Raw genomic sequence first — 24,740 nt, forward strand, 5'->3', positions numbered from 1 at the left:
GGATCTCAAACGACCACTTCGACAACAGGGTGTAGCTGTCATTGCACAAAGCGTTATTCTCTCCTGGATGCACGCCACCCACACGTCCCCTGTGACGGGGGGTCAGGAAGTGTGCTCTCCGCGCAGGCGGAGGTGATCCGTCCACAGTTCTGCCTCTGGGAGTCCCGTGTACCCACCCGTCCGGAACGACGCGCCTGCCACCTCCCGCCCGTCGCCCGCCATCCTGCGCCCCGGTACGCGCCTCGACCGCCTGTGGACCGCGATCCGCGAGTTCGAGCTGTACGTGCCCCAACCGGCCCTGGCCGGGCCCGCCCTGGCCGGCGGCGGGACGCCCCACCCCGGCACCGCCCTGCGCTCCACCACGACCAGCGGTCCGGGCACCCGCAGCCGCGCCGCGGTCGGCGGCGGCACCCGCAGCCGTACCAGAACCGCTCCCAGCCCGGGCTTCGAGACCGAGCACAACCCGATCATGGAGCTGGTCGAGCGGGCCCAGAACGGCGAGAGCGAGGCCTTCGGGCGGCTGTACGACCACTACTCCGACACCGTCTACCGGTACATCTACTACCGGGTCGGCAGCCGGGCCACCGCCGAGGACCTGACCAGTGAGACCTTCCTGCGCGCGCTGCGCCGGATCGGCACCTTCACCTGGCAGGGCCGGGACTTCGGCGCCTGGCTGGTGACCATCGCCCGCAACCTGGTCGCCGACCACTTCAAGTCCAGCCGCTTCCGGCTGGAGGTCACCACCGGCGAGATGCTCGACTCCAACGAGTGCGAGCGCAGCCCGGAGGACTCGGTGCTGGAGTCGCTCTCCAACGCCGCCCTGCTGGACGCCGTCCGGCGGCTCAACCCGCAGCAGCAGGAGTGCGTCACGCTGCGCTTCCTGCAGGGCCTCTCGGTCGCCGAGACGGCCCGCATCATGGGCAAGAACGAGGGCGCCATCAAGACGCTCCAGTACCGCGCGGTGCGCACCCTCGCCCGCCTGCTGCCCCCCGACGCGCGGTGAACGCGGGTACCTCCGGGGCGATATCCGACAGGCCGTCACCGTCCGTTCCCCGCCGACACGTGCGGGTGAATGGGCGGTCACATGATCAGTCGTGCGTAACCGACTCCCGGCACCGCTCGTTGGCCAGCGTGCAAACCCCCACCGGGCTCGCGGTCAAGCAGGACCAGGACCTGTCACCCGATGGTGTGGTTTTGGCCCGCCGAGGCAACCGTCCGGCAGGCCGGGGAGTCGACAACGACGAAGGGAGGTGTGGCCCGTGACGGCAAACGTGCTGGAGCACCGGCGGGCGAAGGCCTTCGCCGAGGCGCTGGAGGCCCACCAGGCAGAGAGCAGACCCGGCAGCAGCCACCACGGCGGTTCCACCGCGATGGCCGAGCTGCTCACCATGGCGGGAGCGCTCGGCGCGCTGCCCGAGCCCGAGCTGAGCACCGAGGTCAGGACGGTCCAACGCGCCCAGCTGATGGCCGCGTTCGAGCAGGCCTGGGCCGGTGGACCGGCGGCGCGGGTGCCGCAGCAGCGCAGGCATCGAGCGGCCGGGGCGGCCCAGCGCAGCCGCTGGGGTCGCCGGCTCGCGATCGGCGGGCTGGTCGCCGGGGTCGCCGTCGGGAGCTTCGCGGGCGCCGCCGCGGCGAGCACCAACGCCCTTCCCGGGGACGCGCTTTACGGGATGAAGCGCGGCCTGGAGGGTCTCCAGCTGGACTGGGCGGGCTCCGACACCGAGCGCGGCGCACTGCTCCTCGACCAGGCCTCGACCCGGCTGGAGGAGGCGCAGGACCTGCTCGGGCGGGCCGGTTCGCCGTCCGGGCTCAGTGCGGGCACCGTCGAGCAGGTCCGCCGGGCGCTGGACGACATGCACGCCGAGGCCATCCGGGGGCGGGACTTGCTCCGCTCGGTCTACCGCAGCAACGGTTCGCTCGCGCCGATGCGCAAGCTGGCCGGCTTCGCCGACGGTGAGGACGAGCGCTGGGCCGCCCTGCACGGCAAGCTGCCCGGGCAGCTGACCACCCAGGCCAGCAGGGTCGACGAACTCTTCAGCGACATAAGCGAGGACGTCGCGCCCCTGCACCTGGAGCAGCAGCCCGGCAAGGGCGGCGGTCCCGGTCACGGTGGGGCGGGCGGCGGCCAGCAGGCCCCCGGCTCGACCAGCAGCCCGGCCCAGGGCGAGGCGCAGGGCTCGGCGGACACGCCGAACTCGCGCGGCTCCTCCGGTGGTACGGCCCACGGCGGTCCGGCGCCGGGCGGTGCCGCCGCCGGTGTCGGCAGCCTGGTCAACGGACTCACCAACGGACTGACCGGCAGCGGGGCTTCCAGCAGCCCGGCGGCCGGCCAGAGCCCCAAGTCCGGTGACTCGGCCGCCCCGTCCGCCCCGGCGCAAGGTACGCCGGACGGTCAGGGCATCACCATCCCGCCGCTGATCCCCGGCCTGCTGCCGGAGATCACGCTGGGCTGAGATGACGCGGAAGTGGCTGTGAGCACAGTGCTCACAGCCACTTCCGCATCTCGGGGGGCCTGCTAGAAGAAGACCGAACGCCGTTGCACCAGAAGCTTGTAGAGGGTGTGCTGGATGGTCTCGCGCACCTGGTCGGTCAGGTTGAAGACCAGCATCGGGTCGTCCGCCGCCTCCGGCGGGTGGCTGTCGGTCGCGATCGGCTCGCCGAACTGGATGGTCCACTTGGTCGGCAGCGGCACCGCCCCGAGCGGCCCGAGCCACGGGAAGGTCGGCGTGATCGGCACGTACGGCAGGCCGAGCAGCCGGGCCAGCGTCTTGGCGTTCCCGATCATCGGGTAGGTCTCCTCGGCCCCGACGATCGAGCAGGGAACGATCGGCACCTGAGCACGCAGGGCCGAGGCGACGAACCCGCCCCGCCCGAAGCGCTGCAGCTTGTACCGCTCGGAGAAGGGCTTGCCGATCCCCTTGAAGCCCTCCGGCCAGACCCCGACCACCTCGCCGCGTTCCAGCAGCGCCTGGGCATCCTCGTTGCAGGCCAGGGTGTGCCCGGCCTTACGGGCCAGCTCGCCCGCCACCGGCATGACGAAGACCAGGTCGGCGGCGAGCATCCGCAGGTGCCGCTGCTGCGGGTGGTGGTCGTGGATGGCGACCTGGGTCATCAGGGCGTCCAGCGGGATCGTCCCCGAGTGGTTGGCGACGATCAGCGCCCCGCCCTCGGCCGGGATGTTCTCGACACCGCGTACCTCGACCCGGAAGTACTTCTCCGCCAGCGGGCGCAGCAGCGAGAGGAAGACCTCCTCGGTGAGCTCCCGGTCGAAGCCGAACTCGTCCACCTCGTAGTCGCCGGTGATCCGACGGCGCAGGAAGGCCAGGCCGTTGGCGGCACGGCCCTCCCAGCCCTTGCCGAAGGCCCTGGTGGCCGCCGAGCCGAGCGGGCCCGCCAGTGCCCCGCCGACGGCCTCGGCGATCCGGTCCGCCAGGTGCCCCTGCTCCCCGCTGCCGTGCCAGCTCGGCGCGGACTCGATCGGGATGACCCTCGCCTCGCCGGGTGCGTACTCTCTCGCGGCAGTCATCGCAGCCTCAGCTCCTCGACGAGTTGGACGGGTGGGACGGGTGGGACGGGCGGGGCGGGTCTGACGGCTCGGGGCCCAGCAGCGCCGCCAGCCGGTCCGTGACGGCGGTCAGCCGCTCGGGCGGCAGCAGCCCGGTCGACTGGACGGCCGCGAAGTCGGCGAAGGCCTCCGGGGTGCTGAACTTCGGCGTGTACCCGAAGGTTTCGCGCAGCTGCGTGGTGTCGACCACCCGGCCGTGGGTGAGCAGCCGGATCTGCTCGGGCGAGATGTCGGCCACCCGGGTCTGCCGGACCAGGCCGGCGACCAGGCTGAGCGCGGGGAGCAGCAGGGGTACGGTCGGGCGGCCGAGCCGGCGGGCGCACTGGGAGAGCAGCAGCACGCCCTCGCCCGCGACGTTGAACGTCCCGGTGTTGGTGGTGCCGCGCCGGGGTTCGAGCGCCGCCAGCCGGAGCACCTCCACGGCGTCGTCCTCGTGGATGAACTGCAGGCGCGGGTCGTGCCCGAGCACGGTCGGCAGCACCGGCAGCGCGAAGTAGTCGCTGAGCGGGGTGTCCCCGGCCGGGCCGAGGATGTTGGCGAAGCGCAGCACGGTGACCGCGACGTCGGGCCGGCGCCGGGCGAAGCCGCGGACGTACCCCTCGACCTCGGCGGCGTCCTTGGCGAAGCCGCCCCGGGGCAGGTCCTTGGGCTGCATCCGCTCGCCGAAGACGGCCGGGTCGCGCGGCGCGGAGCCGTACACGCCGGTGGTCGACTTCACCACCAGGCGGCGCAGGCCGGGGGCCTTCTGGCAGGCACCGAGCAACTGCATGGTGCCGATGACGTTGGTCTCCTTGACCGCGGCACGGCCGCCGGGGCCCGAGGCGCTGACGTTGAGGTGCACCACCGTGTCGACGTCGTGCTCGGCCATCACCCGGGCGATGGCCGGGCGGCGCAGGTCGACCTGGACGAAGCGGAAATCAGGATGAACGTTCCCGCGCGGCGCCCGCACGTCCACGCCGACCACCAGGTCGACGTCGGGACGGCGGCTGACCGCCGCGGCGAAGCGGGCACCGAGATGGCGTGCCACGCCGGTGACGAGCACGACCTTGCCCACTGCCCTGCGCCCTCCTCGGCCGAAGATCGAGCTGAAGCCCTGCCTGCACCGTACCGCGCGCCTGTTTCCACGACGCAAACGCCACTGCCCGCCCCGGCAATATCCACCGGGACGGGCAGTGCGCACACCTGGCGCGCAGGGCGCGACCGTGGGTGTTACTTCTTGTTGCGACGCTGAACGCGAGTGCGCTTCAGAAGCTTGCGGTGCTTCTTCTTGGCCATACGCTTGCGACGCTTCTTGATGACAGAGCCCACGGAACAACCCTCGCTCACTAAGACTCTCGCCCGTGAGAGACGGAGTCCATACGACTGACGGAGCGCCTAGCCTACCTTCCGCACGGCCAGCGCAGTAATCGTGCCCGGAACGTGCGGGAAATCTGTGGCAAACGGGTGCCGGGCCCACCGGCTGTGGGCCCGCACCACTGGTCGGTCCTACGCGCTCTCGAGGCGCACGTAGGAGTCCTTCAGGTACTCGTGCACCGCCTGTTCGGGGACCCGGAAGGAGCGGCCGACCCGGATGGCCGGAAGCTCTCCACTGTGCACCAGCCGGTACACCGTCATCTTGGACACCCGCATGACCGAGGCAACCTCCGCCACGGTCAGGAAGACGACCTCCTGCAGGGGGCGTTCGCCGGAACTCATGACCTCACCCGACCCTTACCCGTGTGCAAGGCACCGGCTTCCCCTCCGGTGACTCCACCGGCACACGTGTATCCCCAGAGTAGTTAAGGGTGGTACCAGTGGGAAGAGGGGGAAGCTCAGTCCTTGTACGGTGCGAGATCCGCCCGTTGCAGTACGTAGTCACTCAGCGCCCTGTAGCACTCCGGCCGCGCACCGTCGTCCACCGGTACGACCACCTCGACCGTGCCCTCGGCCTCGCCGACGAACGGCGCCGGGTCGTTGGAGTCCGCGAAGCCGCCCGCCGGGATGCCGAGCCGGCCGGCCCCGCAGAGCCAGCCGTGGTCGCCCAGCACCAGGTCGGGCAGCGGTTCGCCGGCCTCGGTGAGGGCGGCCAGCGCCAGCCGTACGGGCTGTGCCGAGTGGGTGTGCAGCAGGGTCTCGGAGCTGATTCTGCCCGCCCGCGACGGCGGTGCGTCAAGAGCCCGGACGACGGCCACCGAGCGGACGTAGTCGAGGGTGCAGGTCCGGGTCCCGTCGGGGGTGGGCTCACGGAAGCGCGTACCCCGCGCGGGGGTGCGCAGGGTGCAGCCGGCTGCTTCGAGCGCCCGGGCGAGCGCCGCGTGGAAGCCGGTGAGCTTGGTCGGGTGCCCGGTGCCGGCCAGCACGGTGCCCCGGCGGCGGGCGGTGCGGCGGACCAGGGCGGCGAGCCGGTCCAGGCCGTCCAGGGTGCGCTCGGGGTCGATGGTGTCCGGCCCCTGGCCGTAGGAGAAGTCGGGGTGGACGCCGCACCGCTCGGCCATCAGGTCGAGCACCGCGCCGGGGCCCCAGCGGCGCTCGGGGTCCAGTCCCATCAGCGCGCCCGGGTCGCCCTGGCCGAAGAGACGGTAGCTGCGGAGGTTCTTCTGACGCGGTGTCGGGATGTCCGGGCCGGCCAGCCGATGGCGGATCAGGTGGGCGCGGAGCTCCGCCCGGTTCACGGAATGAGCCCGTGGTGCGGGAAGACCGCACGACGGGCGGCCAGGACGGCCTGGTCGAGGCGGTCCTCGGGGTCGTAGCCGTGGTCGTGGAAGTCCCGCCAGTCGGGCTTGGCACCGTCGGTCATCAGCAGCGGCCCTTCCTGCCCGGTCAGGCGGAAGACCTCGCCGCGCCACACCTCGGGCGTCTCGGCGGCCGGGTCGACGGGCCGCCCGGCGGCGATGCCGACCAGGTGCGTCCAGGCTCTCGGGACGACGTCGATCACGGCGTAGCCGCCACCGCCGAGGGCGACCCAGCGGCCGTCGGCGTAGTGGTGCGCCAGGTCGTGCACGGCCTCGGCCACCATGCGCTGGGCGTCCAGGGTGACGGCGAGGTGGGCCAGCGGGTCGTCGAGGTGGGTGTCCGCACCGTGCTGGCTGACCACCACCTGGGGGCGGAACGCACCGAGCAGCTCGGGGACGAAGGCGTGGAAGGCACGAAGCCAGCCGGCGTCGCCGGTACCGGCGGGCAGCGGGAGGTTGGCCGCCGAACCGGGGGCGTCGGGGCCGCCGGTCTCGGTGGACCAGCCGGTCTGCGGGAAGAGGGTGGCCGGGTGCTCGTGGATCGAGACGGTGAGCACCCTTGGGTCGTTCCAGAAGGCCTGCTGCACCCCGTCGCCGTGGTGGACGTCCATGTCGACGTACGCGACCCGCTCGGCACCGAGCTCCAGCAGGCGGGCGACGGCGAGGGCGGCGTCGTTGTAGATGCAGAAGCCCGAGGCCCGGTCGGGCATCGCGTGGTGCAGGCCGCCGGCGAAGTTGACGGCGTGTCCGGCCTCGCCGCGCCAGACCGCCTCGGCGGCGGCCACGGACTGACCGGCGATCAGGGCGGAGGCGGTGTGCTGGGCAGCGAAGGCCCAGTTGTCCTCGGTACCGAGGCCGTGCCGCCGGTCGACGTGGGTCGGGTCGGCCGCGACGCGCTTGACCGCCTCGACGTACTCGGCGGTGTGCACCAGGCGCAGCGTGGAGTCTCCGGCGGGCCGTGCGGCGCGGACGGTCACGCCGGGCGCGGTGGTGAGCTCGAAGGCCTCCACCAGCCGCATGGTGAGCGCCAGCCGGGTCGGGTCCATCGGGTGGTCGGGGCCGAAGTCGTACGCGGTGACGCCCTCGTCCCAGTAGAGGTGCAGGCCGCGGGGGGCGTCACGCTCGGCTTCGGACATGGTCCAACGGTAGTGGCTGGGTGACCCTCGCCCGGCGCAGGGGCACACCCGGCCGGGTCAGGACGTCTCGGCGGGGGCGCTCTCGCGCAGTGGCCGGGCGGCGGCGGTGGGTGCGGGGGCGAAGTGGGCGCCGAGGGGCAGGATCCCCAGCACCAGCAGCATGGGCGCGAGCAGCGCGAGGCGGTAGGAACTGGCGTCCGCCACGGCGCCGACCAGCGGGGAGCCGACCAGGAACCCGACGTAGTTGAAGAGATTGAGCCGGGCCACGGCTGCGTCGGAGTCCTGCGGGAAGAGCCGGCCGCCGGCCGCGAAGACCTGCGGGATGATCGCGCAGATCCCCAGGCCCAGCACGGTGAAGCCGGCGATCCCGGCCCACGGCGCGGGCGCGGCGGCGGCGATGGCGAAGCCGAGCGCCGCCACGGCCGCGCCGGTCCGCACCACCGGGACGGCGCCCCAGCGCTGCACACCCCGGTCGCCGAGGGTGCGGCCGAGCAGCATGGCGACCATGTAGCCGAGGTAGGAGAGCTTGGCGACGTCCTCGGGGCTGTGCAGGCCGTCGGTGAGGTACTTGACGCTGTAGTTGGAGACGGAGGCGTCCGCGATGTAGGCGACGGCCATCGCCAGGCAGAGCGGCAGCAGCGGCTTCCAGGGGATCGAGCGGGCTGCCGCCTCGGCGGCCTCCCGTACGGCGTCGCCGAGTTCGGCGCGGCCGGCGAAGCGGGTGCCGGCCAGCAGCGCGAGCGGGATGAGGACGCCCGCGGCGCCGCCGAAGAGGGTGGTCAGGCCGAGGTCGTAGTGTGCCCCGATCCCCGCGATCGCGGCGCCGACGATGCCGCCGAGGCTGAACGCGGCGTGGAAGCCCAGCATGATGCTGCGGCCGTAACGGTGCTGGAGACCGACGCCCAGCATGTTCATACTGGCGTCCAGAGCGCCCACCAGCAGGCCGAACGCCCCTAGGGCGAGCCCGAGTTGCCACAGCGCGTCGCCGAGGCCGACCCCGGCGAGGGTGAGGCAGACGGCGGGCTGGACGACCCGCAGGACGGCGCGGGCGCTGGTGCGCTTGACCAGCTGCTCGGAGCCGATCGAACCGACGCCGGCCAGGATCGGCACGGCGGCGAGGAAGACCGGCAGCAGGGAGTCGCTGAGCCCGTACTGCTTCTGGATCTCGGGGATGCAGGTGACCAGCAGCGCGAAGGTGATGCCCTGCAGCAGGAAGCTGACCGCCAGGGCCGCGCGGGCCTGCCGCAGGCGTGCCGTGATCTCCTGCTGCATGAACGACCTCGCTACTCACCGGTAAGCGGATGTTGGCGAGAGCGTAGGTGCTCGGGCGGCTTTGCGGGAGGGGTGCGACCGAACTGTTCTCAGCCGGTCTCAGAGCGCCGGCAGCGCGAGCACCTCGGGGAGCTCGGTGAGCAGGCCGGTCGCGCCGGCGTCGGTGAGCCTGGCGGGGGCGGTGAGGGCGGCGTAGCCGTACACGTCCATCGCGGCGGCGCGGGCGGCCAGGACGCCGTTGCGGCTGTCCTCGACCACCAGGCAGCGGGCGGGCTCGGCGCCCAGCGTGGCGGCGGCGTGCAGGAAGAGGTCGGGGGCGGGCTTGCCGACGCCGACGTCCTGGGCGCTGAAGATCCGCTGCTCGGCGAAGTACCCGCGCAGGCCGGTGAGGTCGAGGGCGGTACGGATCCAGGAGTGGTGGGCGGAGGAGGCCAGACAGTACGGGACGCCGCGCTGCTGAAGGGTCTTCAGCACCTGCTCGGCCCCGCGGACGGCGGTGAGCTCGCGCTCGAAGGCGGCGAAGACCCGGCCGTGGAAGAGCTCGTCGAAGCCTTCGGGCAGCCGAGCGCCGTACCGCTCGCCGATCACGTCGTGCACGGTGTGCGCGGCGCAGCCCATGTAGTCCCGGTAGGAGTCCTCGACGGTGGTCGGGTAGCCGAGTTCGGTGAGGTACTCGGCCAGCACCCGGTTGGAGATCGGCTCGCTGTCCACGAGCACACCGTCATTGTCGAAGATCACCAGGTCGTACGTCATTTGGTTGAGCCTACTTGCGAGGGCAACCCGAGCAGGGGCGCGAGTCTCTGCTCGATCAACTGCGTGCGCGATCAACCGTGCACGTCCGCAGGTCCCCCTCGCGCAGTTCCCCGCGCCCCTGGGGTGCCCAGTTGCACACGTTACTTGCCGCCGGAGGCGAGCTCGCGGGAGCGGTCGCGGGCCGCCTCCAGCGCGCCGAGCAGCGCCGCGCGGACCCCGTGGTTCTCCAGCTCGCGGATGGCCGCGATGGTGGTTCCCGCCGGAGAGGTGACGGCCTCGCGCAGCTTGACCGGGTGCTCGCCGGAGTCGCGCAGCATGATCGAGGCGCCGATCGCCGACTGGACGATCAGGTCGTGCGCCACGTGCCGGGGCAGGCCCAGCAGGATTCCGGCGTCCGTCATCGCCTCGACCAGGAAGTAGAAGTACGCCGGGCCCGAGCCGGAGAGCGCGGTGGCCGCGTCCTGCTGGGACTCCGGCAGGCGCAGCGCCTTGCCCACCGAGCGGAAGATCTCCTCCGCCCGCTCCAGGTGCTTCTCCTCGGCGTGCGAGCCGCCGGAGATCACGCTCATGCCCTCGTCCACCAGGACGGGCGTGTTGGGCATCACCCGGACCACTGGCGTACCGGCGGCGAGGCGGGCCTCGAACCAGGCGGTCGGGATACCGGCGGCGGCCGAGATGACCAGCCGGTCGGGGCTGACGTGCGGGGCGAGTTCGTCCAGCAGCGAGCCCATGTCCTGCGGCTTCACGGCCAGGATCAGGGTGTCGGCGAGCTTGGCGGCCTCGGCGTTGGTCACCACGGCGACGCCGTACCGGGTCACGAGCTCCTCCGCGCGCTCCGGGCGGCGGGCGGTGACCATGACGTCGGCCGGGTCCTTGCCCGCGCGCAGCAGGCCGGAGAGCAGGGCCTCCCCGATCTTGCCGGTGCCGAGGAAGGCGATCTTCTGTCCGTGTGCGCTGCTGCTGCTCATGGCCGCTCCTTCGTACGCTGCTGGGGCCATCCTCGCACCGGGGCGGGCGGCGGGGCGGGGACGTCCACGCTGTGGTCGGGCGACGGCAATGTGCATGGCAGACACCCGGCCCGGCGGCCGGTGTCCGTCGGTACCGTCCCCGGCCGGACCGGGCGCTCGTACCTTCGCGGCACCCCCACGAAGGAGCCGCACCATGAGAACCGGACGGATCGAGAGAACCTGGTGGGCCGCGTTGACGCTGCTCGCCGTCCTGGCCGGCCTGCTGACGCTGGGCCCCGGCCGGGCGCACGCCGCCACCCTGACGCAGGTCACCGGCTTCGGGACCAACCCCGGCAACCTGCAGATGTACCGCTACGTCCCCGACGGCCTGCCGAGCGGCCGGCCCCTGGTGGTGGCCCTGCACGGGTGCACCCAGTCGGCGTCCGCCTACGACGACGAGACCGGCTGGACGAAGTGGGCCGACCAGTGGGGCTTCGCCCTGGTGCTGCCGCAGCAGCAGTCGGCGAACAACTCCAGCAGCTGCTTCAACTGGTTCCAGGCGGGTGACTTCTCCCGTGACCAGGGCGAGGCGCTCTCGGTGCGCCAGATGGTCGACCGGATGAAGGCCGACTACGGCAGCGACGCGACCCGGGTGTACGTCACCGGCCTGTCGGCGGGTGGTGCGATGACGGCGGCCCTGCTCGCCGACTACCCGGACGTCTTCGCGGGCGGCGGCGTGGTCGCCGGGCTGCCGTACCACTGCGCCACCACCCAGGTCGAGGCCTCCGTGGACTGCATGACCAACGGCAAGAACCTCACCCCGCAGCAGTGGGGCGACCTGGTGCGCGGCGCCTACCCCTCGTGGACCGGCGGCCACCCCAAGGTCTCGATCTGGCACGGCAGTTCGGACTCCCTGGTGAAGCCGAGCAACCTCACCGAGCTGATGGAGCAGTGGACGAACGCCAACGGCATCGGCCAGACGCCCACCACCAGTGACACCGTCGGCGGCTACCCCCACCAGGTGTACACGGACGCCGGCGGGCAGGCGCGGGTGGAGACCTACTCGATCACCGGGATGGGCCACGGACAGCCGGTCGACCCGGGCACGGGCTCGACGCAGTGCGGGACGGCGGGCGCGTACGTGCTGGACGTCAACATCTGTGCCTCGTACTGGATCGGCAGGTTCTGGGGCCTGGACGGCAGCTCCACCCCCAGCCCCTCCCCCACCCCCACCACGGGCCCCTCGACCGCCACCCTCGCCGACGACACCACCCTCGACGGCTATGTGAAGGCCGCCGCCGACGGGAGTTCACCCGCCGTCGGCACCCTGTCCGGCTCGCTCGGCCTGGCCGTCGGCCGGGGCACCGACGGCAAGCAGAACCGGGCCCTGCTCTCCTTCGACACCTCCGGCATCCCGGCGGGAGCCGTCATCACCGGGGCCCGGCTGACCGTCGCGTACGGCAGCGGCAGCGGGGACCCGTTCAGCGGCAGCCGACTGGTGGTCGACGCCCGTACCGGCTGCTTCGGCGCCGCCGGCACGACGGGCACCGACGACTGGTCCGCCGCCGTGACGGCCGCCGAGGTGGCCACGATCGGACGGTTCTCCTCGGGCAGCCAGACCTCCACCGACCTCTCCCCCGCCGGCCTGGCCGCGATCACCCCCGGCGGGACCGTCCAGCTGCGGCTCTCCTTCGACCAGGCGCTCACCTCCACCGCCTACCTCTTCCTGCAGCGCGGAGCGAACGCCACCCTCTCGGTCGAGTACCGGCGCTGACGGCGGGCTCACCGCCCACCGGGTGACGACCCGGTGCCGGTGAGCCCCTACGGGGAAACTCGGGGTTGTTCCCTATGGCTTCCGGGCTCGCGGCGGAGCACCGTGGAGGCATGGGACACGGAGATTTGTCGCGAAAGGACAACCGGCAGCTCGCCGTCGCCTCGGCGACGCTCGGGCCCTGGCGGACGGCTGCGGCCGTCGGCACGGTGGTGGGCGGTGCCGCGCTCGCGGTGGACGTCGTCACCGGGCACTGGTCGATGGACATCCTGGCGGGGCCGGTGGGCCTGGCACTGTTCTTCTTCTTCCTGGTGGGCACCGTCGGCGGACGGATCCGGCAGGACACCGGCGACCGGCGGCTGCGCCGCTGGGCCGACGAGCACCCCTGGCAGTCGGTCCTGCCGGCGGCGGGCGCGCTGCTGGTGCTGAACACGCTGGCGCTGACCCTGCTGGGCAGCTGGGGCTTGTTCGGCGCGCTCTTCACCTCGCTGCTGCCGGCCGGAGTGCTGCTGATCGTCGCCGGGGTGGTCGGCTCGGTGAAGCGCGCCAGGCACAGCGGCTGACCCGCGCCTACTGACCCCGACCACGCGAAACAGGCGCTTTCGACCACTATCGACACAGAACGATCACCGTGTGCGGGCAACTCGCCAACCCGGTAGAAAGGTTGTCGCCGCGCGTCTGCATACTGACCGCGTGCCGATAGCCGAAGATCCAGAACCTCGCCCCTCGGACGGGCCGCAGGACGACCCGTTCGCGGGGCTGGTCCTGGACGAGGAGTTCGTCCGGGCCGCCACCGTCAAGGAGCAGTCCGGCCGCGCTCGTATGCTCGCCGCCAAGTGGAAGCGCGAGCCTCCGGAGCCGACCTGGCCGGAGCTGCCGACGCCGCCGCGCAAGCGGCGCGGCTTCCTCGCCCGGATCGGCCGGGGGTGGCAGACCTGGCTGATCGTGGCCTGCGTCTGCGGCCTCGCCCTGCTCGGCCTCCGGCTGGGCGACGACGGGAAGACGTCGCTCGCTCAGCCCGTCCGGACTCCCGGGAGCGCCTCACCGTCCGCCGCGCCGCCGTCCGCCGCCCCGGGCACACCCACGCAGGACCACCCCTGGGACGGCTCCCCCGCGCTCACCTGGTCCGACGGCGCGGAGGGCATCACCCTGCCCGAGGCCAGGGCCGTGGGCGTGTTCGACAAGGACGAGGTCGCCGCGCAGCTGAAGGCGGTCAAGGACTTCCTGGTACTGGCGAACGTGGACCCGAGGACCGTGGCCGGCGGCACACCGCAGGCTGCCCTGGATCTCCTGAACGTGAACAGCCGGCAGTACGTCGAGAAGGCGCTGGCGGCGCCCTCGAAGGACCACGACCCGACCAACTACCTCAGCCGGTTCAACCCCCGACTCGCGATCCCGGTCACCGACACGGTGAAGGTGCACAGCACCGTGACCTTCGAGGAGAACGGCGAGAAGGGCATGGTGGTGCACACCGACGTCACCTTCGTCTACGCCCTGCGCCCCGGACCGGATGCCGGCAAGTCCCCCGGCGCGAGCCCGCGCGGCACCGCACCGGCCGGCGGCGGCTCGGGCGGCGCCAAACCGGTCTCCTGGTCCGCCGGAAAGGACACCCTGGTCGAACGCGAGATCGTTCGCCGGGTCCAGGACTTCCGCTTCGACAACCCGGCGCGCTACGACGTGAACCCTCGGAAGCTGAGCTTCGGCGAGGGACACAGCGACTTCGGCAACAACGTCTGCGAGATGGGCAGCGGCTTCCTCGAAACGGACTTCCCGCTCCCCGGATCAGGCACGGGCAGGCCGAGCGACGGGACGACGACCGACCCGTACGACTACAACAAGCCGCTCGAGAAGCACTCCGGTTGCGGGACGATCTCCCGCAGCTGAGCTCAGCCCTTCCGCTTGGCGGCCTTCCCCGGCTTCGGGCCGGGGCGGCCGCTGCGGCCGGCCTGGCGGCGTGCGTACTGCTGGACGGCCTGCTCGTAGCGGGCCCGCTCGACGGCCTCGCCGGGGGCCTCGGTCAGGCTGCGGAAGAAGTACGCGATGACCGCGCCGACGCTGCCGATCAGCCAGACCGCGCCGAGCGACCTGTCCTCGGCCATCCAGCCGGTCAGGGCGTCCTTGCCCTCGCTCAGCAGCTTCCAGGTACGCAGGGCGGCCAGGCAGGAGCAGATCGCGATGGCGGCGATCAGCAGGCCGTTGACGAAGCCGCCCGCGTCCGACATCCCCACGCCGGCGACGGCGAAGCGCAGGACGAAAGCACCGGCGACGGCGGTCAGCAGGGCGCCGATCGGGACCAGGACGCGCCGCAACCAGTAGTCGGCACCGCGACCGACCCAGCTGGTGCCGAACCAGCGAACGGCCTCCGGCTCGGGGGCTCCGGCGGGTTTGGGCTGGGGGGTGGTGCTCTGCTCGGTCACGGGTCCGATTATGACCCGACTCCCCCTCCCACCCCGAGTGGGCGAACCACCGCCCCGAGCAAGCGCCCGGAGGCGAGCGGGCGAACAACTGCCCCGGAGGCGAGCGGGCGACCAGCACAGAGGGAGCCGCCCCCTCGCCGGGGCGACTCCCTCCACGTCCAGTGTGCGTCAGCCGAGCTTGCTGACGTCCCGGACGGCGCCCTTGTCGGCAGAGGTGGCCATCGCCGCGTAGGCCTTCAGCGCGGCGCTGACCTGACGGTCCCGGCTCTTCGGCCGGTAGCCGCCGTCGGCCTCCAGCCTCAGCCGGCGCTCGTGCAGCTCCTCGAAGGAGACCTTCAGCTCGACCGAGCGGCCCGGGATGTCGATGGCGATGATGTCGCCGTCCTCGACCAGCGCGATCGTGCCGCCCGACGCGGCCTCCGGGGAGGCGTGGCCGATCGAGAGCCCGGACGTACCGCCGGAGAAGCGGCCGTCGGTGATCAGGGCGCAGGCCTTGCCCAGGCCACGCCCCTTGAGGAAGGAGGTCGGGTAGAGCATCTCCTGCATGCCGGGGCCGCCCTTGGGGCCCTCGTAGCGGATGACGACGACGTCGCCCTCCTTGACCCGCTTGGTCAGGATCGCGTCGACCGCGTCCTCCTGGGACTCCAGCACCACGGCCGGGCCGCTGAACGTCCAGATGGACTCGTCCACGCCGGCCGTCTTCACGATGCAGCCGTCCTCGGCGAGGTTGCCGTACAGCACGGCGAGCCCGCCCTCGACGGAGTAGGCGTGCTCGACGCTGCGGATGCAGCCCTTGGCGGCGTCGGTGTCCAGGCTGTCCCAGCGCTCGGACTGCGAGAAGGCGGTGGCGGAGCGCACGCAGCCGGGGGCGGCGTGGAACAGCTCGACGGCCGTCGGGGACGGGGAGCCGCCCCGGACGTCCCAGGTCTTCAGCCACTCGGCCAGCGAGTTGGAGTGCACGGTGTGCACGTCCTCGTTGAGCAGCCCGCCGCGGTACAGCTCGCCGAGGATGGCGGGGATGCCACCGGCCCGGTGGACGTCCTCCATGTAGTACGAGCCGTTGGGCGCGACCTTCGACAGGCAGGGGACGCGGCGCGAGATCGCGTCGATGTCCCGCATGTCGAAGTCCAGCTCGGCCTCCTGGGCGGCGGCGAGCAGGTGCAGGATCGTGTTGGTGGAGCCGCCCATCGCGATGTCCAGCGCCATGGCGTTCTCGAAGGCCGCGCGGGTGGCGATGTTGCGCGGCAGGACGGAGTAGTCGTCCTGGTGGTAGTGGCGCTTGGTGATCTCGACGATCGTCCGGCCGGCGTCCTCGTACAGCGCCTTGCGGGCGGTGTGGGTGGCCAGGGTGGAACCGTTGCCGGGCAGCGAGAGGCCGATCGCCTCGGTCAGGCAGTTCATCGAGTTCGCGGTGAACATGCCCGAACACGACCCGCAGGTGGGGCAGGCGTTCTCCTCGATGATCGCGATGTCCTCGTCGGAGACGTTCTCGTTGACGGCATCGGAGATCGCGTTGACCAGGTCGAGCTTGCGGACCGTGCCGTCGACCAGGACGGCCTGGCCGGCCTCCATCGGGCCGCCGGAGACGAAGACCGTCGGGATGTTGAGGCGCAGTGCGGCCATCAGCATGCCGGGGGTGATCTTGTCGCAGTTGGAGATGCAGATCAGCGCGTCCGCGCAGTGCGCGCTGACCATGTACTCGACCGAGTCGGCGATGAGGTCGCGCGAGGGCAGCGAGTAGAGCATGCCGTGGTGGCCCATGGCGATGCCGTCGTCCACCGCGATGGTGTTGAACTCGCGCGGGATGCCGCCGGCCTCCTTGATCGCCTCGGAGACGATCCGGCCGACCGGCTGGAGGTGGGTGTGACCCGGCACGAACTCGGTGAAGGAGTTGGCCACCGCGATGATCGGCTTGCCGAAGTCCTCGCGGGCTACGCCGGCCGCCCGGAGAAGCGCCCGGGCGCCTGCCATGTTGCGACCGTGGGTGACCGTACGGGACTTCAGCTCGGGCACTGTGCTCCACTCCTTCGGAGGCTGCTCGCGACCGCTGCTGGTGGGAGGGTGCAGGGCCGCCGTAGGTTTTGAGCCTACGCCTCCCGTCCAGCCGCCGGACACATCGTCCGCGATGCGGTCACCCCGGGGTCAGCCCTCGACCGTGGCCACGGTCAGGTCCAGCACGTACGGCTCGACGACCTCGCCGTCCGGGAACTCCGCGAGCAGCGCGGCGCGCTCGGCGGCCAGCACGGGCTCCCGCTGCTCCGGCGGCAGCACGGCGAAGTACGACTTCGACCTCAGGTCGGTGATCACGGTCTCGACCGGGATCCGGCGCTCCCAGCGCAGCACGGCGGTCCCCAGGCGCAGCCCGTACGGGGCGAGCGGCTCGGTGACCGTGTTGGCGGCGCCGTAGTGGTGGTACGAGGGCAGCGCGGCGACGAAGCGGTCCTCCTGGGCCTGCACCCAGGCGGTCTCGCGGTCCTTGACGTTCCACCACAGAGCGAGCGAGCCGCCGGGGCGCAGTACCCGGATCGCCTCGGGGATCGAGCGGTCGGGGTCGGTCCAGTGGAAGGCCTGGGCGTAGGTGATCAGGTCGGCGGTGCGGTCGTGGAAGGGGAGCGCGTCGCCGGTGGCCTTGACCAGCGGGATCTCGGGGCTGACGGCGTGCAGCCGGGCGGCCATGCCGGGGCTGGGCTCGACGGCGGTGACCCGGGCGCCGCGGGCAGCCAGCAGGCGGGTGGCGATGCCGGTTCCCGCGCCGACGTCCAGCACGTCCGCGCCCTTCAGTGGCCGGCCGGACAGCCGCTCCAGCTCGTCGAACAGCTGGTCGGGGTACGAGGGACGGCCCGCGTCGTACTCGGCGGCGACCGAACCGAACGAGCCGGCGTGGTCCTGCGGCTGATACTCCGTCATACCGCCCAGCCTACGCGGCGGGAACCTTACGCAATTGGGTCCCCCCAGGGGCGCGGGGCTCTGCTTGATCAACTGCGCGCGCGACCAGGGCACGACGAAGGTGCACGGTTGATCGCGCAGTTCCCCGCGCCCCTGCTGTGGTTGCCCTGGGCGGTCACCCTCACGCCCCCGGGTGGGGCCTCAGCGGACGCGGGAGGGGGTCGCCAGGTGCAGGCGGGTGAAGGCGAGGGCCTCGGCCAGGTCGGCCTCGCGTTCGGCGGAGGATGTGGCGCGGCGGGTGTTGACCTCCAGCACCACGTGCCCCGCGAAGCCCGTACGGGCCAGGCGTTCCAGCAGCTCCGCGCAGGGCTGGTTCCCGCGGCCGGGGATGAGGTGCTCGTCCTTGCCGGAGCCGGTGCCGTCGGCGAGGTGGATGTGGGCCAGGCGGTCGCCCATCCGGTCGGCCATGCCGAAGGCGTCGATCCGCGAGGTCGCGACGTGCGAGAGGTCGATGGTGAAGTGCCGGTACTCCTCGTCGGTGACGTCCCAGCCGGGGGCGTACGCGAGGACCTCGCGGTCGCGGTAGCGCCAGGGGTACATGTTCTCGACGGCGAAGCGGACGTCCGTCTCGCCCGCCATCCGGCCGATGCCCTCGACGAACTCCCGGGCGTACTGGCGCTGCCAGCGGAACGGCGGGTGCACCACCACGGTGTCGGCGCCCAGCTTCTCCGCGGCGGCGCGGGCCCGGACCAGCTTGGTCCACGGGTCGGTGGTCCACACCCGCTGGGTGATCAGCAGGCAGGGCGCGTGGACGGCGAGGATCGGCACCCGGTGGGCATCGGAGAGGCGGCGCAGGGCCTCGATGTCCTGGCTGATCGGGTCGTTCCAGACCATCACCTCCACGCCGTCGTAGCCGAGCTTGGCCGCCAGCTCGAAAGCGGTGGCGGTGGTCTCCGGGTAGACCGAGGCGGTGGAGAGCACGACCTTGGTGTCGGGGACGTGCAGCTCGGGGTGCGGGGGCAGCACCAGCCGGTCGGTGGTGCGCAGCAGCGGGGCGGACTTGCCGCTCCCGGACCTTTTGGTGGCCCTGGCCTGCTTGGTCGCCTTGACGGCCTGCACCGCCTGGGCGACCTTCGCGGTCTTCACCGCCTTCGCGGACTTCACCGTCCTGGCCGTCCGGGAGGCGGCTCCGGCGGCCCGTTCCCCCAGGCTCTGCCTGTCACCCGTCCGCTCGGTGACCTGCTTCTCCCCCGTGCCCTGCTTCTCCCCGGTGGTCTGCTTCTTCTCGGTGGCCTGCTTCGCTGCGGCACTCGCCCGGGCCCGGCGCGGCTTGGCCGGCCGCGACTGCCCGGCACCGGTACCGGCAGCGCGGCCTGCCTGCGTTGCGTCCTCGTCCGCTGGATCCGCCACGGGACACAGCGTATGCGGCCGGACGGCGGAATGGGACCGCGCCTCGGCCGGGTGTGGGCGTGCTCACCCGGTGAGCGCGGCCCTCCGGTCGGCCGGGCTGTCCATCGCGTCCAGGCGGCGCAGGATGATGCCCTCGCGCAGCGCCCAGGGGCAGATGTCGAGCTCGTCCAGGCCGAAGAGGTCCATCGCCGCGTCCGCCACCAGCGCGCCGGCGAGCAGCTGCTTGGCCCGGCCCTCCGAGACGCCGGGGATCTGGGCGCGCTCGGCGACCGACATTGTGCTGAGCCGGGGGACCCAGGCGGAGAGTCCGGACCTGGTGAGCCGTCTGGGCACCAGCGGGCCGGCGTCGGCCGGGGCGGCGCCGGTCATCCGGGCGAGCTGCTTGAAGGTCTTCGAGGTGGCCACCGCATGGTCCGGCGTCCCCATCCGGGCGAACTCACCGGCCACCTGGGCGATCTCGGCCCTGATGTGCCGTCGCAGTTCCCTCAGGTCGTCGGGGTCCGCGACGTCCCCGGGCAGCCTGGCGGTCAGCCGGCCGGCGCCCAGCGGCAGCGAACAGGCGACGTCGGGCTGCTCGTCCAGGCCGCACCCGATCTCCAGCGAGCCGCCGCCGATGTCCAGGTTCAGCAGCCGCCCGGACGACCAGCCGAACCAGCGGCGCACCGCGAGGAAGGTGAGCCGGGCCTCGTCCTGGCCGGAGAGCACCCGCAGTTCGATACCGGTCTCCTCGGCGACCCGGCGGAGCACGGCCTCGCCGTTGGCGGCCTCACGGACGGCGGAGGTGGCGAAGGGCAGCAGGTCGACCACGCCCTTGTCCTCGGCGACCCTTATCGAGGAGGCCACCATGCCGACCAGCTTGTCGACCCCGCTCCGGGTGATCGCTCCGTCGTCGTCGAGCAGCTCGGCGAGCCGCAGCTCGGCCTTGTGGGAGTACGCCGGCAAGGGCGCAGCACCGGGATGGGCGTCCACCACGAGGAAGTGGACGGTGTTGGAACCTACGTCGAGCACACCGAGTCGCATAGCCCTCCACGCTACGCGATCCGGCCCCGCCACCTGGACTGTTGTGCGGACCCGGCTGACCTGTCGCTCCCCCCGGGCCCTCATGACGATCAGTCACCGGTCGTCGGCGCCGGCCGGGGCTCGTCCCTCTCCTTCTTCGGCGGTGCGGGTGGCAGGTCCCGCACCTGTCGGTCGTAGTCGGCCGGCAGGTGGCGCAGCAGGTCGAGGGACTCGGCGGGTACGTCCGCCGGTGCGGAGCCCGCGACGTAGCGGGCTCCGCCGCGACCAGCGCGGACAGCCATCGCGGACGGCTGGGCAGCCCCCGGCACTCGGGCCCTCGAATCCAGCCTAGGCACCCACGCGACGGCCTGGCGCGCCGCCGGTCACAGCAGGCCGTGCCAGAGCTGCTCGATGATGACGGCCCACCAGTTCTCCGGGTCGCCGAAGGCCGTCCGGTCCAGCGCCGCCAGCCCCCACTGCAGTTCCGCGACCGCCGGGCCGGCGGCGTACGGGTGCAGGTCGCGCAGGCGGGGCAGCCGGTCCGCGAGCAGGGCGAGGGAGCGGGTGAAGGCGGTGAGGTCGGCGTTGCAGTAGCGGGCGGTGGCGTAGTCGGGGTCGACGGCGCGGATCCGGCCCTGGGCGGTGTCGACGGTGAGCAGGGCCCAGCCGTCGGTACCGATCATCAGCTGGCCGAGCAGGCCCTGGCGGGCGGCCGCCGTGGCCAGGGTGCCCCGGCCGAGCGCGGCCAGGTGGGCGGCGACGTCCGGCAGGACGGGGTCGGCCGGGCTGCCGTCCACCACGCCGTCCGAGACCGGGTGGTGCAGGGTGAAGAAGCCCTCGACAGCGGTGGGCAGGCCGACCTCGAGGAGCGGGCGGGCCACCGCCTCGGGCAGGTCGGCGGCGCTCACGTGGGCGGCCTCGAAGCGGCGGACGCCCTCCGGGCCGAACTGCGCCGCCAGCCGGGCGGCCAGCTCCGGCGCCGCCTCCGGCTGGGCGGGCGGTACGGCGAGCGGGAAGGGCACGCGGTTCGGCCTGGGCGCTGCCGGACGGCCGTCGGGAGTGGCGGCCGGCAGCTGGGCGACCAGGGTGCGGACGGCCTCCGCGCGGCCGTCGAAGCGCGGCCCGTACACCAGCTCGTGGGTGATCCGCGCCTCGGGCAGCCGGCCGGCGACGGCCTGCGCCAGGTAGCCGCCGGGGAGCATGCCGAGCCGCAGGTCGGTGTGCACGGCGAGGACGTCCTCGGCCCGGACACCCTGCTGCTGGAGCTGCTCCCAGGCCCGCAGCGCCGGGTGCGGCCGGCCGGTGAGCGAGTGCAGGACGAGCGTCTGCGGCTCGCCGAGCTCGTCCCGGTACGTCAGCTCGGCGCGGGTCCCCGGCCCGGTGACGGGCGGCAGGGCGGGGTCGTACAGGCCCGCGCCCAGCTTGTCGCGGTAGAGCCGGACCACCTCGGGCACCGGCACGGACGGCCACACCGTGAGCTCGCCGGTCGCCCGGTCGACCACCGCGCAGGCCGCGCCGATCTCCTCGGGCGCGCGCCGCACCCCGGTCAGCGGGTTCACATGGACGGGGGGCGGCTCGGGCCAGAGCACCCAGCCAAGGTCGAACTCGTACGACTGGACCTTGCGCGAACTCTCCTGCGGCAGGTCGCCGTTGATCCAGCGGTGGGCGGCGTCGACCGCCTGCGCGAGGGTGGTCATCGGTGGTTGCTCCTGGCGCTGGTGCCTGCGGCGGTTCGGTGGATGGTCAGCCGGGAGCGCGGCGGGGCCGGCTCCTGCGGCGCGGCCGGCCTCTGGCGTTCGACCGCTTCGACCGCTTGGGCCGGCTCCGCCTTCGGCACTGGCACCGTCAGCTGGATGTCCGACAGGTCCAGCGGGCGGGACTCGGCGTCCACCGCGATGGCCCACAGCCCGTGGGCCGCATCGTGGAGCGGGACGGTGGACTGACGGCCCGTCTGGTGGTCGAGGTAGGTGACGGCCTCGCCGTGGCTGACGGCGTTCCAGCTGTGCGAACGGCCGAACTCGTCCAGCGTGAGCAGCACCGCCTGGGCACCCGGCCCCGAGCGCAGCAGCGTCTCCGCCAGCTGGGCCAGCGCATCGCCGCCGTCGCCCAGGTCGTGGAACTGGGTGCCCAGTTCGCGCTCGGCGCGGTCCCGCCCGCCGCGCTCGCCGGCCGGGCCGTCGGGCAGGCGGGGAGCGGCACAGGTGGGGTGGCCGGCGAAGGTGTCGATGCCGGACAGCGCGACGTCGAGGCAGTTGTTGGCACGGCCGGGCTCGCGGTAGCCGCCGCCGTTCAGCGCCTCGGTCCAGTCACCGCCGCGCGGGTCCGGGTGCAGCGCGAAGGCACCCTCCGGTGTACGGGGGGCCCTTCGCTCGGCCTCGGCCTGATGGGCGGGGTCGACCGGGCCGAGCCCGCCGGGGACGCCGTACGGGCGGCTGTCGGCGATCGTCCGGACGTGGACCGGCTCGGAGGCCGGCTCGACACCGCCGGACCGGCCGGCGGTGTGGATGATCAGGACCGCTGCGCCGGCCTCCGCCGGGGGGACGGCCGCCCAGCCGCCGGCCTCCGGGTGGATCATGCCGTCCGGGCGGCGGCGCGGATCGATCACGGTCTCCGAGAACATCCGGAAGGGGGCCGGGCCGCCCTGCCCGGCGCCCGCGCCTGCTCCCACGCCTGCGCCCGCTCCGGGAAGCGGCGAGCCGACCGGCGGACGGGCCGCGCCCGCCCCTGCCCTGGCCTCCTGGCCGGGCACGATGCCGACGACGGCCGCACCGCCCTGGCCGCCCGCTGCCGGCGGGTTCGCGCCACCGGGGCCACCGACGCCGCCTGCACCGGGCGTACCGGGCATGCCCGCGGTTCCGCCGGCACCGGGCACGCCGGTCTGACCTGCGACGGGGCCCGGGGCGACCGGCGCACTGCCACCGGCCGCACCGCCGGCACCGATCGGGCTGCCGGGCACGCCGGCGCCGGAACCGCCGCCGACCGGACCGGTACCCACCGGACCGGCACCCACCGGGGCGCCGCTGACCGGCCCGTAGCCGCCACCAGGAGTACCCACCGAACCGCCGGATATCGGCGGGTCGAACGGTCGCGAGCCACCGCCACCGGCCGGAGCCGACGGCGCGTCACCGAAACCGCCGCCGAAGCCACCACCGCCGCCGCCGGAGCCACCCGTCGCCGTGACCGGCGGCAGGTCCACCGCCACCGAGTCGGTGTGCACCGCGGCCGGCCCGCCACGTGAGGGGCGCGGAAGGTCGACGGGATCGCTGTCGAAGCCGCCCGGCTCGTCGTACTCGACCGGCTGCTGCCGCTGGTGCCCGTAGCCGGACCCGGAGCCGGACCGGTCGTGCCCCCGCATCGGGGCATCGTCGTGGCCGCGTCCGTCATCCACCCGCACGTCGGCCTGCGGCCCGCCGGTCACCTGCACGCCGGCTCCGCCGGGCCCGGCCTGCACGCCGAGGCCGAGGCCACCCGGGCCGTCGGCCGACGCACCGCCAACTCCTGGCAGCACACCGGTTCCTGACTTGAGGTTGACGTCGACCACCGGCCGTCCGTCCGGGCCCAGCTTCACCGCCTGCTGGTCGTGCCCGGTCGGCGCCATCTCCTTGCCGTCGACCCCGACCACCACCGGGTGGCCCTGGGCGTCCACGACCAGCCTGCCGTCCGTACCGAGCTTCGCGACCCGGCCGTCCGCTCCCACGACGGGCTTGCCGTCGGCGTCGACCACGACCGGGCGGCCGTCGGTCCCGACCATCGGCTTGCCGTCCTTGCCCACGGCCACCGACAGCCCGCTCTCGCCGAGCTTGCCGTCGGCGCCGACCACGACCGGCTTGCCGTCGTTGTCCGTCATCGGCTTGCCGTCGAGGCCGAGGGCGAGGCCGACCACGGGCTTGCCGTCCGCACCGAGCACCGCGACCTTGCCGTCGGCGCCGACCACGGGCTTGCCCTGGCCGTCCGTCTCGACGGTGACGCCCTCGACGCCGGTCACCTTCTTGCCGTTCTGGTCGAACAGCACCGGCTGACCCGAGGCATCCGTCACCACCCGGCCGTCGGGCCCGACCTTGGCGGAGAGCGCCCGGACACCGCCGACCGCGGCTCCACCGGCGGCGGACCCCGCCAGGGCGCCGGTCAGCTGACCGTGCGCGCCCGCACTCATCATCCGGAGATCGCCCGACCCACTGCGGTGGCCGTGCCCGTCGGCCTGCGCGATCCGCTCCAGCGTGGTGACGGCCGGTTCCTTGAGCGCAGCCTCCAGGCCGTGCTTCATCTCGCGGCCGAGCTCCTCCAGCAGCTCACCGACGCGCGCCTTCGCGACGGTGACGGCCACCAGCTCCTCGACGTCGGCGACGACGGTGGTCACCACCTTCACGACGGCCCCGAGGACACCGCCGCCCGCACCGGCCTTGGCCTTGGCGGCCTCGTCCGCCTTGATCTCCTCGGCCAGCTCGGTCAGCACGGAGATGATCGCGGACTTGCAGCTGTCGGTGGCCGTGGCGGCCGACTCGAAGGCCTTGGCGATCAGCTCGGCAGCGGTCTGCGCATCGTCCAGCGCACCCCGGCCACCACCCGCGAAGCCGCGCCAGTGCTCGGCGAAGGCGTCCACCGCACGGCCGGAGTTCTCCCCGGTGACCCGCTGCGCGGAGTCCCCGCCGCGCCGGCTCAGGCGCTCCGCCTCACCGCCGAACTCCCGCCAGACGCCCGCTGCTCTCCGCAGCCCGTCCTCGTCGGCCTCGGGCCAGTGGTGGCCCACCTTCGCCATGACCGGGACCAGTTCCTCGGGCAAATTCCGGGACACGCGGTCCCCCCTTCGGGCTCTACGGATGTCAGCGCCATGCGCCATGTCAACGCCGTGCGCCATTGCGCCGGGCCCGACCGC

Annotated in this window: 22 protein-coding genes; 5 read left to right on the forward strand and 17 right to left on the reverse strand. The window is 73.0% G+C overall.

Annotated features, from left to right (window positions below; all coding sequences use genetic code 11):
- Positions 1 to 166: 166 nt before the first annotated feature.
- Together FB465_RS14920 and FB465_RS14925 are read left to right on the forward strand one after the other, a co-directional pair.
- On the forward strand, positions 167 to 1,003 hold the full coding sequence (locus tag FB465_RS14920) for an ECF subfamily RNA polymerase sigma factor, BldN family (RefSeq protein WP_425461178.1): 837 nt from the start codon (positions 167 to 169) through the stop codon (positions 1,001 to 1,003).
- Positions 1,004 to 1,259: 256 nt separating this feature from the next.
- Positions 1,260 to 2,453, forward strand: a complete 1,194-nt coding sequence (locus tag FB465_RS14925; protein ID WP_145791033.1) for a DUF5667 domain-containing protein — start codon at positions 1,260 to 1,262, stop codon at positions 2,451 to 2,453.
- A gap of 62 nt (positions 2,454 to 2,515) precedes the next feature.
- Here the strand turns inward: FB465_RS14925 and FB465_RS14930 are convergent, their stop codons facing one another.
- The 9 genes from FB465_RS14930 to proC all read right to left on the reverse strand — a co-directional run bounded on the left by FB465_RS14930 (position 2,516) and on the right by proC (position 10,405).
- Positions 2,516 to 3,526: a lysophospholipid acyltransferase family protein gene (locus tag FB465_RS14930; RefSeq protein WP_145791035.1), complete on the reverse strand. Its 1,011-nt coding sequence runs from the start codon at positions 3,524 to 3,526 to the stop codon at positions 2,516 to 2,518.
- A 7-nt stretch (positions 3,527 to 3,533) separates the two neighbouring features.
- Positions 3,534 to 4,619: an NAD-dependent epimerase/dehydratase family protein gene (locus FB465_RS14935; protein WP_145791037.1), complete on the reverse strand. Its 1,086-nt coding sequence runs from the start codon at positions 4,617 to 4,619 to the stop codon at positions 3,534 to 3,536.
- 155 nt (positions 4,620 to 4,774) lie between these two features.
- Positions 4,775 to 4,891: a 30S ribosomal protein bS22 gene (locus FB465_RS14940; protein ID WP_425311139.1), complete on the reverse strand. Its 117-nt coding sequence runs from the start codon at positions 4,889 to 4,891 to the stop codon at positions 4,775 to 4,777.
- Positions 4,892 to 5,050: 159 nt separating this feature from the next.
- Positions 5,051 to 5,260: a helix-turn-helix domain-containing protein gene (locus tag FB465_RS14945; protein ID WP_145791039.1), complete on the reverse strand. Its 210-nt coding sequence runs from the start codon at positions 5,258 to 5,260 to the stop codon at positions 5,051 to 5,053.
- Positions 5,261 to 5,376: 116 nt separating this feature from the next.
- Positions 5,377 to 6,216, reverse strand: coding sequence for a phosphatase (locus tag FB465_RS14950; RefSeq protein ID WP_145791041.1), 840 nt, complete (start codon positions 6,214 to 6,216; stop codon positions 5,377 to 5,379).
- Entirely contained in the window at positions 6,213 to 7,412 is a 1,200-nt protein-coding gene (locus FB465_RS14955) for an acetoin utilization protein AcuC (protein WP_145791043.1), read from the reverse strand. Before FB465_RS14955 ends, FB465_RS14950 begins: the two co-directional genes overlap by 4 nt.
- Positions 7,413 to 7,469: 57 nt before the next feature.
- Positions 7,470 to 8,684 carry an MFS transporter gene (locus FB465_RS14960; protein ID WP_145791044.1) on the reverse strand — a complete coding sequence of 405 codons (1,215 nt, stop codon included), beginning with the start codon at positions 8,682 to 8,684 and terminating at the stop codon, positions 7,470 to 7,472.
- Between the two features lie 99 nt (positions 8,685 to 8,783).
- Positions 8,784 to 9,437 carry an HAD family hydrolase gene (locus FB465_RS14965; RefSeq protein ID WP_145791046.1) on the reverse strand — a complete coding sequence of 218 codons (654 nt, stop codon included), beginning with the start codon at positions 9,435 to 9,437 and terminating at the stop codon, positions 8,784 to 8,786.
- 140 nt (positions 9,438 to 9,577) lie between these two features.
- Positions 9,578 to 10,405, reverse strand: coding sequence for a pyrroline-5-carboxylate reductase (proC, locus tag FB465_RS14970; RefSeq protein ID WP_145791047.1), 828 nt, complete (start codon positions 10,403 to 10,405; stop codon positions 9,578 to 9,580).
- 193 nt (positions 10,406 to 10,598) lie between these two features.
- On the opposite strand from proC, the gene FB465_RS14975 reads away from it, so the two are divergent.
- The 3 genes from FB465_RS14975 to FB465_RS14985 all read left to right on the forward strand — a co-directional run bounded on the left by FB465_RS14975 (position 10,599) and on the right by FB465_RS14985 (position 14,039).
- On the forward strand, positions 10,599 to 12,158 hold the full coding sequence (locus FB465_RS14975) for an extracellular catalytic domain type 1 short-chain-length polyhydroxyalkanoate depolymerase (protein ID WP_145791049.1): 1,560 nt from the start codon (positions 10,599 to 10,601) through the stop codon (positions 12,156 to 12,158).
- A 110-nt stretch (positions 12,159 to 12,268) separates the two neighbouring features.
- Positions 12,269 to 12,718, forward strand: coding sequence for a hypothetical protein (locus tag FB465_RS14980; protein ID WP_145791050.1), 450 nt, complete (start codon positions 12,269 to 12,271; stop codon positions 12,716 to 12,718).
- Between the two features lie 130 nt (positions 12,719 to 12,848).
- The gene (locus tag FB465_RS14985) at positions 12,849 to 14,039 is read left to right on the forward strand and encodes an SCO2583/SCO2584 N-terminal domain-containing protein (protein ID WP_145791052.1); all 1,191 of its coding nucleotides are present in this window, start codon (positions 12,849 to 12,851) and stop codon (positions 14,037 to 14,039) included.
- Between the two features lie 2 nt (positions 14,040 to 14,041).
- On the opposite strand, the gene FB465_RS14990 is transcribed toward FB465_RS14985, so the two are convergent.
- The 8 genes from FB465_RS14990 to FB465_RS15025 all read right to left on the reverse strand — a co-directional run bounded on the left by FB465_RS14990 (position 14,042) and on the right by FB465_RS15025 (position 24,659).
- Positions 14,042 to 14,572, reverse strand: coding sequence for a hypothetical protein (locus FB465_RS14990; RefSeq protein ID WP_145791054.1), 531 nt, complete (start codon positions 14,570 to 14,572; stop codon positions 14,042 to 14,044).
- 168 nt (positions 14,573 to 14,740) lie between these two features.
- The gene (gene ilvD / locus FB465_RS14995; protein WP_145791056.1) at positions 14,741 to 16,585 is read right to left on the reverse strand and encodes a dihydroxy-acid dehydratase; all 1,845 of its coding nucleotides are present in this window, start codon (positions 16,583 to 16,585) and stop codon (positions 14,741 to 14,743) included.
- A 129-nt stretch (positions 16,586 to 16,714) separates the two neighbouring features.
- Complete coding sequence (locus FB465_RS15000; RefSeq protein ID WP_145791057.1) at positions 16,715 to 17,479, reverse strand: class I SAM-dependent methyltransferase; 765 nt, start codon at positions 17,477 to 17,479, stop codon at positions 16,715 to 16,717.
- Between the two features lie 180 nt (positions 17,480 to 17,659).
- Positions 17,660 to 18,463: a sugar phosphate isomerase/epimerase family protein gene (locus FB465_RS15005; RefSeq protein ID WP_145797361.1), complete on the reverse strand. Its 804-nt coding sequence runs from the start codon at positions 18,461 to 18,463 to the stop codon at positions 17,660 to 17,662.
- A gap of 468 nt (positions 18,464 to 18,931) precedes the next feature.
- Positions 18,932 to 19,888, reverse strand: coding sequence for a Ppx/GppA family phosphatase (locus FB465_RS15010; RefSeq protein ID WP_145791059.1), 957 nt, complete (start codon positions 19,886 to 19,888; stop codon positions 18,932 to 18,934).
- A gap of 89 nt (positions 19,889 to 19,977) precedes the next feature.
- Positions 19,978 to 20,169: a hypothetical protein gene (locus FB465_RS15015; protein WP_145791061.1), complete on the reverse strand. Its 192-nt coding sequence runs from the start codon at positions 20,167 to 20,169 to the stop codon at positions 19,978 to 19,980.
- 81 nt (positions 20,170 to 20,250) lie between these two features.
- Positions 20,251 to 21,564, reverse strand: coding sequence for an SUKH-4 family immunity protein (locus FB465_RS15020; RefSeq protein ID WP_145791062.1), 1,314 nt, complete (start codon positions 21,562 to 21,564; stop codon positions 20,251 to 20,253).
- Positions 21,561 to 24,659, reverse strand: a complete 3,099-nt coding sequence (locus FB465_RS15025; RefSeq protein ID WP_145791064.1) for a toxin glutamine deamidase domain-containing protein — start codon at positions 24,657 to 24,659, stop codon at positions 21,561 to 21,563. The genes FB465_RS15020 and FB465_RS15025 overlap by 4 nt, the downstream gene beginning before the upstream one ends.
- Positions 24,660 to 24,740: the final 81 nt, after the last annotated feature.

The sequence above is a fragment of the Kitasatospora atroaurantiaca genome (assembly GCF_007828955.1).
GTDB lineage: Bacteria > Actinomycetota > Actinomycetes > Streptomycetales > Streptomycetaceae > Kitasatospora > Kitasatospora atroaurantiaca.

Coding starts and splice junctions, on each gene's coding strand:
- FB465_RS14930 (WP_145791035.1), bottom strand. CDS start 3,526: ATGACTGCCGCGAGAGAGTACGCACCCGGCGAGGCGAGGGTCATCCCG.
- FB465_RS14945 (WP_145791039.1), bottom strand. CDS start 5,260: ATGAGTTCCGGCGAACGCCCCCTGCAGGAGGTCGTCTTCCTGACCGTG.
- FB465_RS14955 (WP_145791043.1), bottom strand. CDS start 7,412: ATGTCCGAAGCCGAGCGTGACGCCCCCCGCGGCCTGCACCTCTACTGG.
- FB465_RS14960 (WP_145791044.1), bottom strand. CDS start 8,684: ATGCAGCAGGAGATCACGGCACGCCTGCGGCAGGCCCGCGCGGCCCTG.
- FB465_RS14965 (WP_145791046.1), bottom strand. CDS start 9,437: ATGACGTACGACCTGGTGATCTTCGACAATGACGGTGTGCTCGTGGAC.
- proC (WP_145791047.1), bottom strand. CDS start 10,405: ATGAGCAGCAGCAGCGCACACGGACAGAAGATCGCCTTCCTCGGCACC.
- FB465_RS14975 (WP_145791049.1), top strand. CDS start 10,599: ATGAGAACCGGACGGATCGAGAGAACCTGGTGGGCCGCGTTGACGCTG.
- FB465_RS14980 (WP_145791050.1), top strand. CDS start 12,269: ATGGGACACGGAGATTTGTCGCGAAAGGACAACCGGCAGCTCGCCGTC.
- FB465_RS15000 (WP_145791057.1), bottom strand. CDS start 17,479: ATGACGGAGTATCAGCCGCAGGACCACGCCGGCTCGTTCGGTTCGGTC.
- FB465_RS15010 (WP_145791059.1), bottom strand. CDS start 19,888: ATGCGACTCGGTGTGCTCGACGTAGGTTCCAACACCGTCCACTTCCTC.
- FB465_RS15015 (WP_145791061.1), bottom strand. CDS start 20,169: ATGGCTGTCCGCGCTGGTCGCGGCGGAGCCCGCTACGTCGCGGGCTCC.
- FB465_RS15020 (WP_145791062.1), bottom strand. CDS start 21,564: ATGACCACCCTCGCGCAGGCGGTCGACGCCGCCCACCGCTGGATCAAC.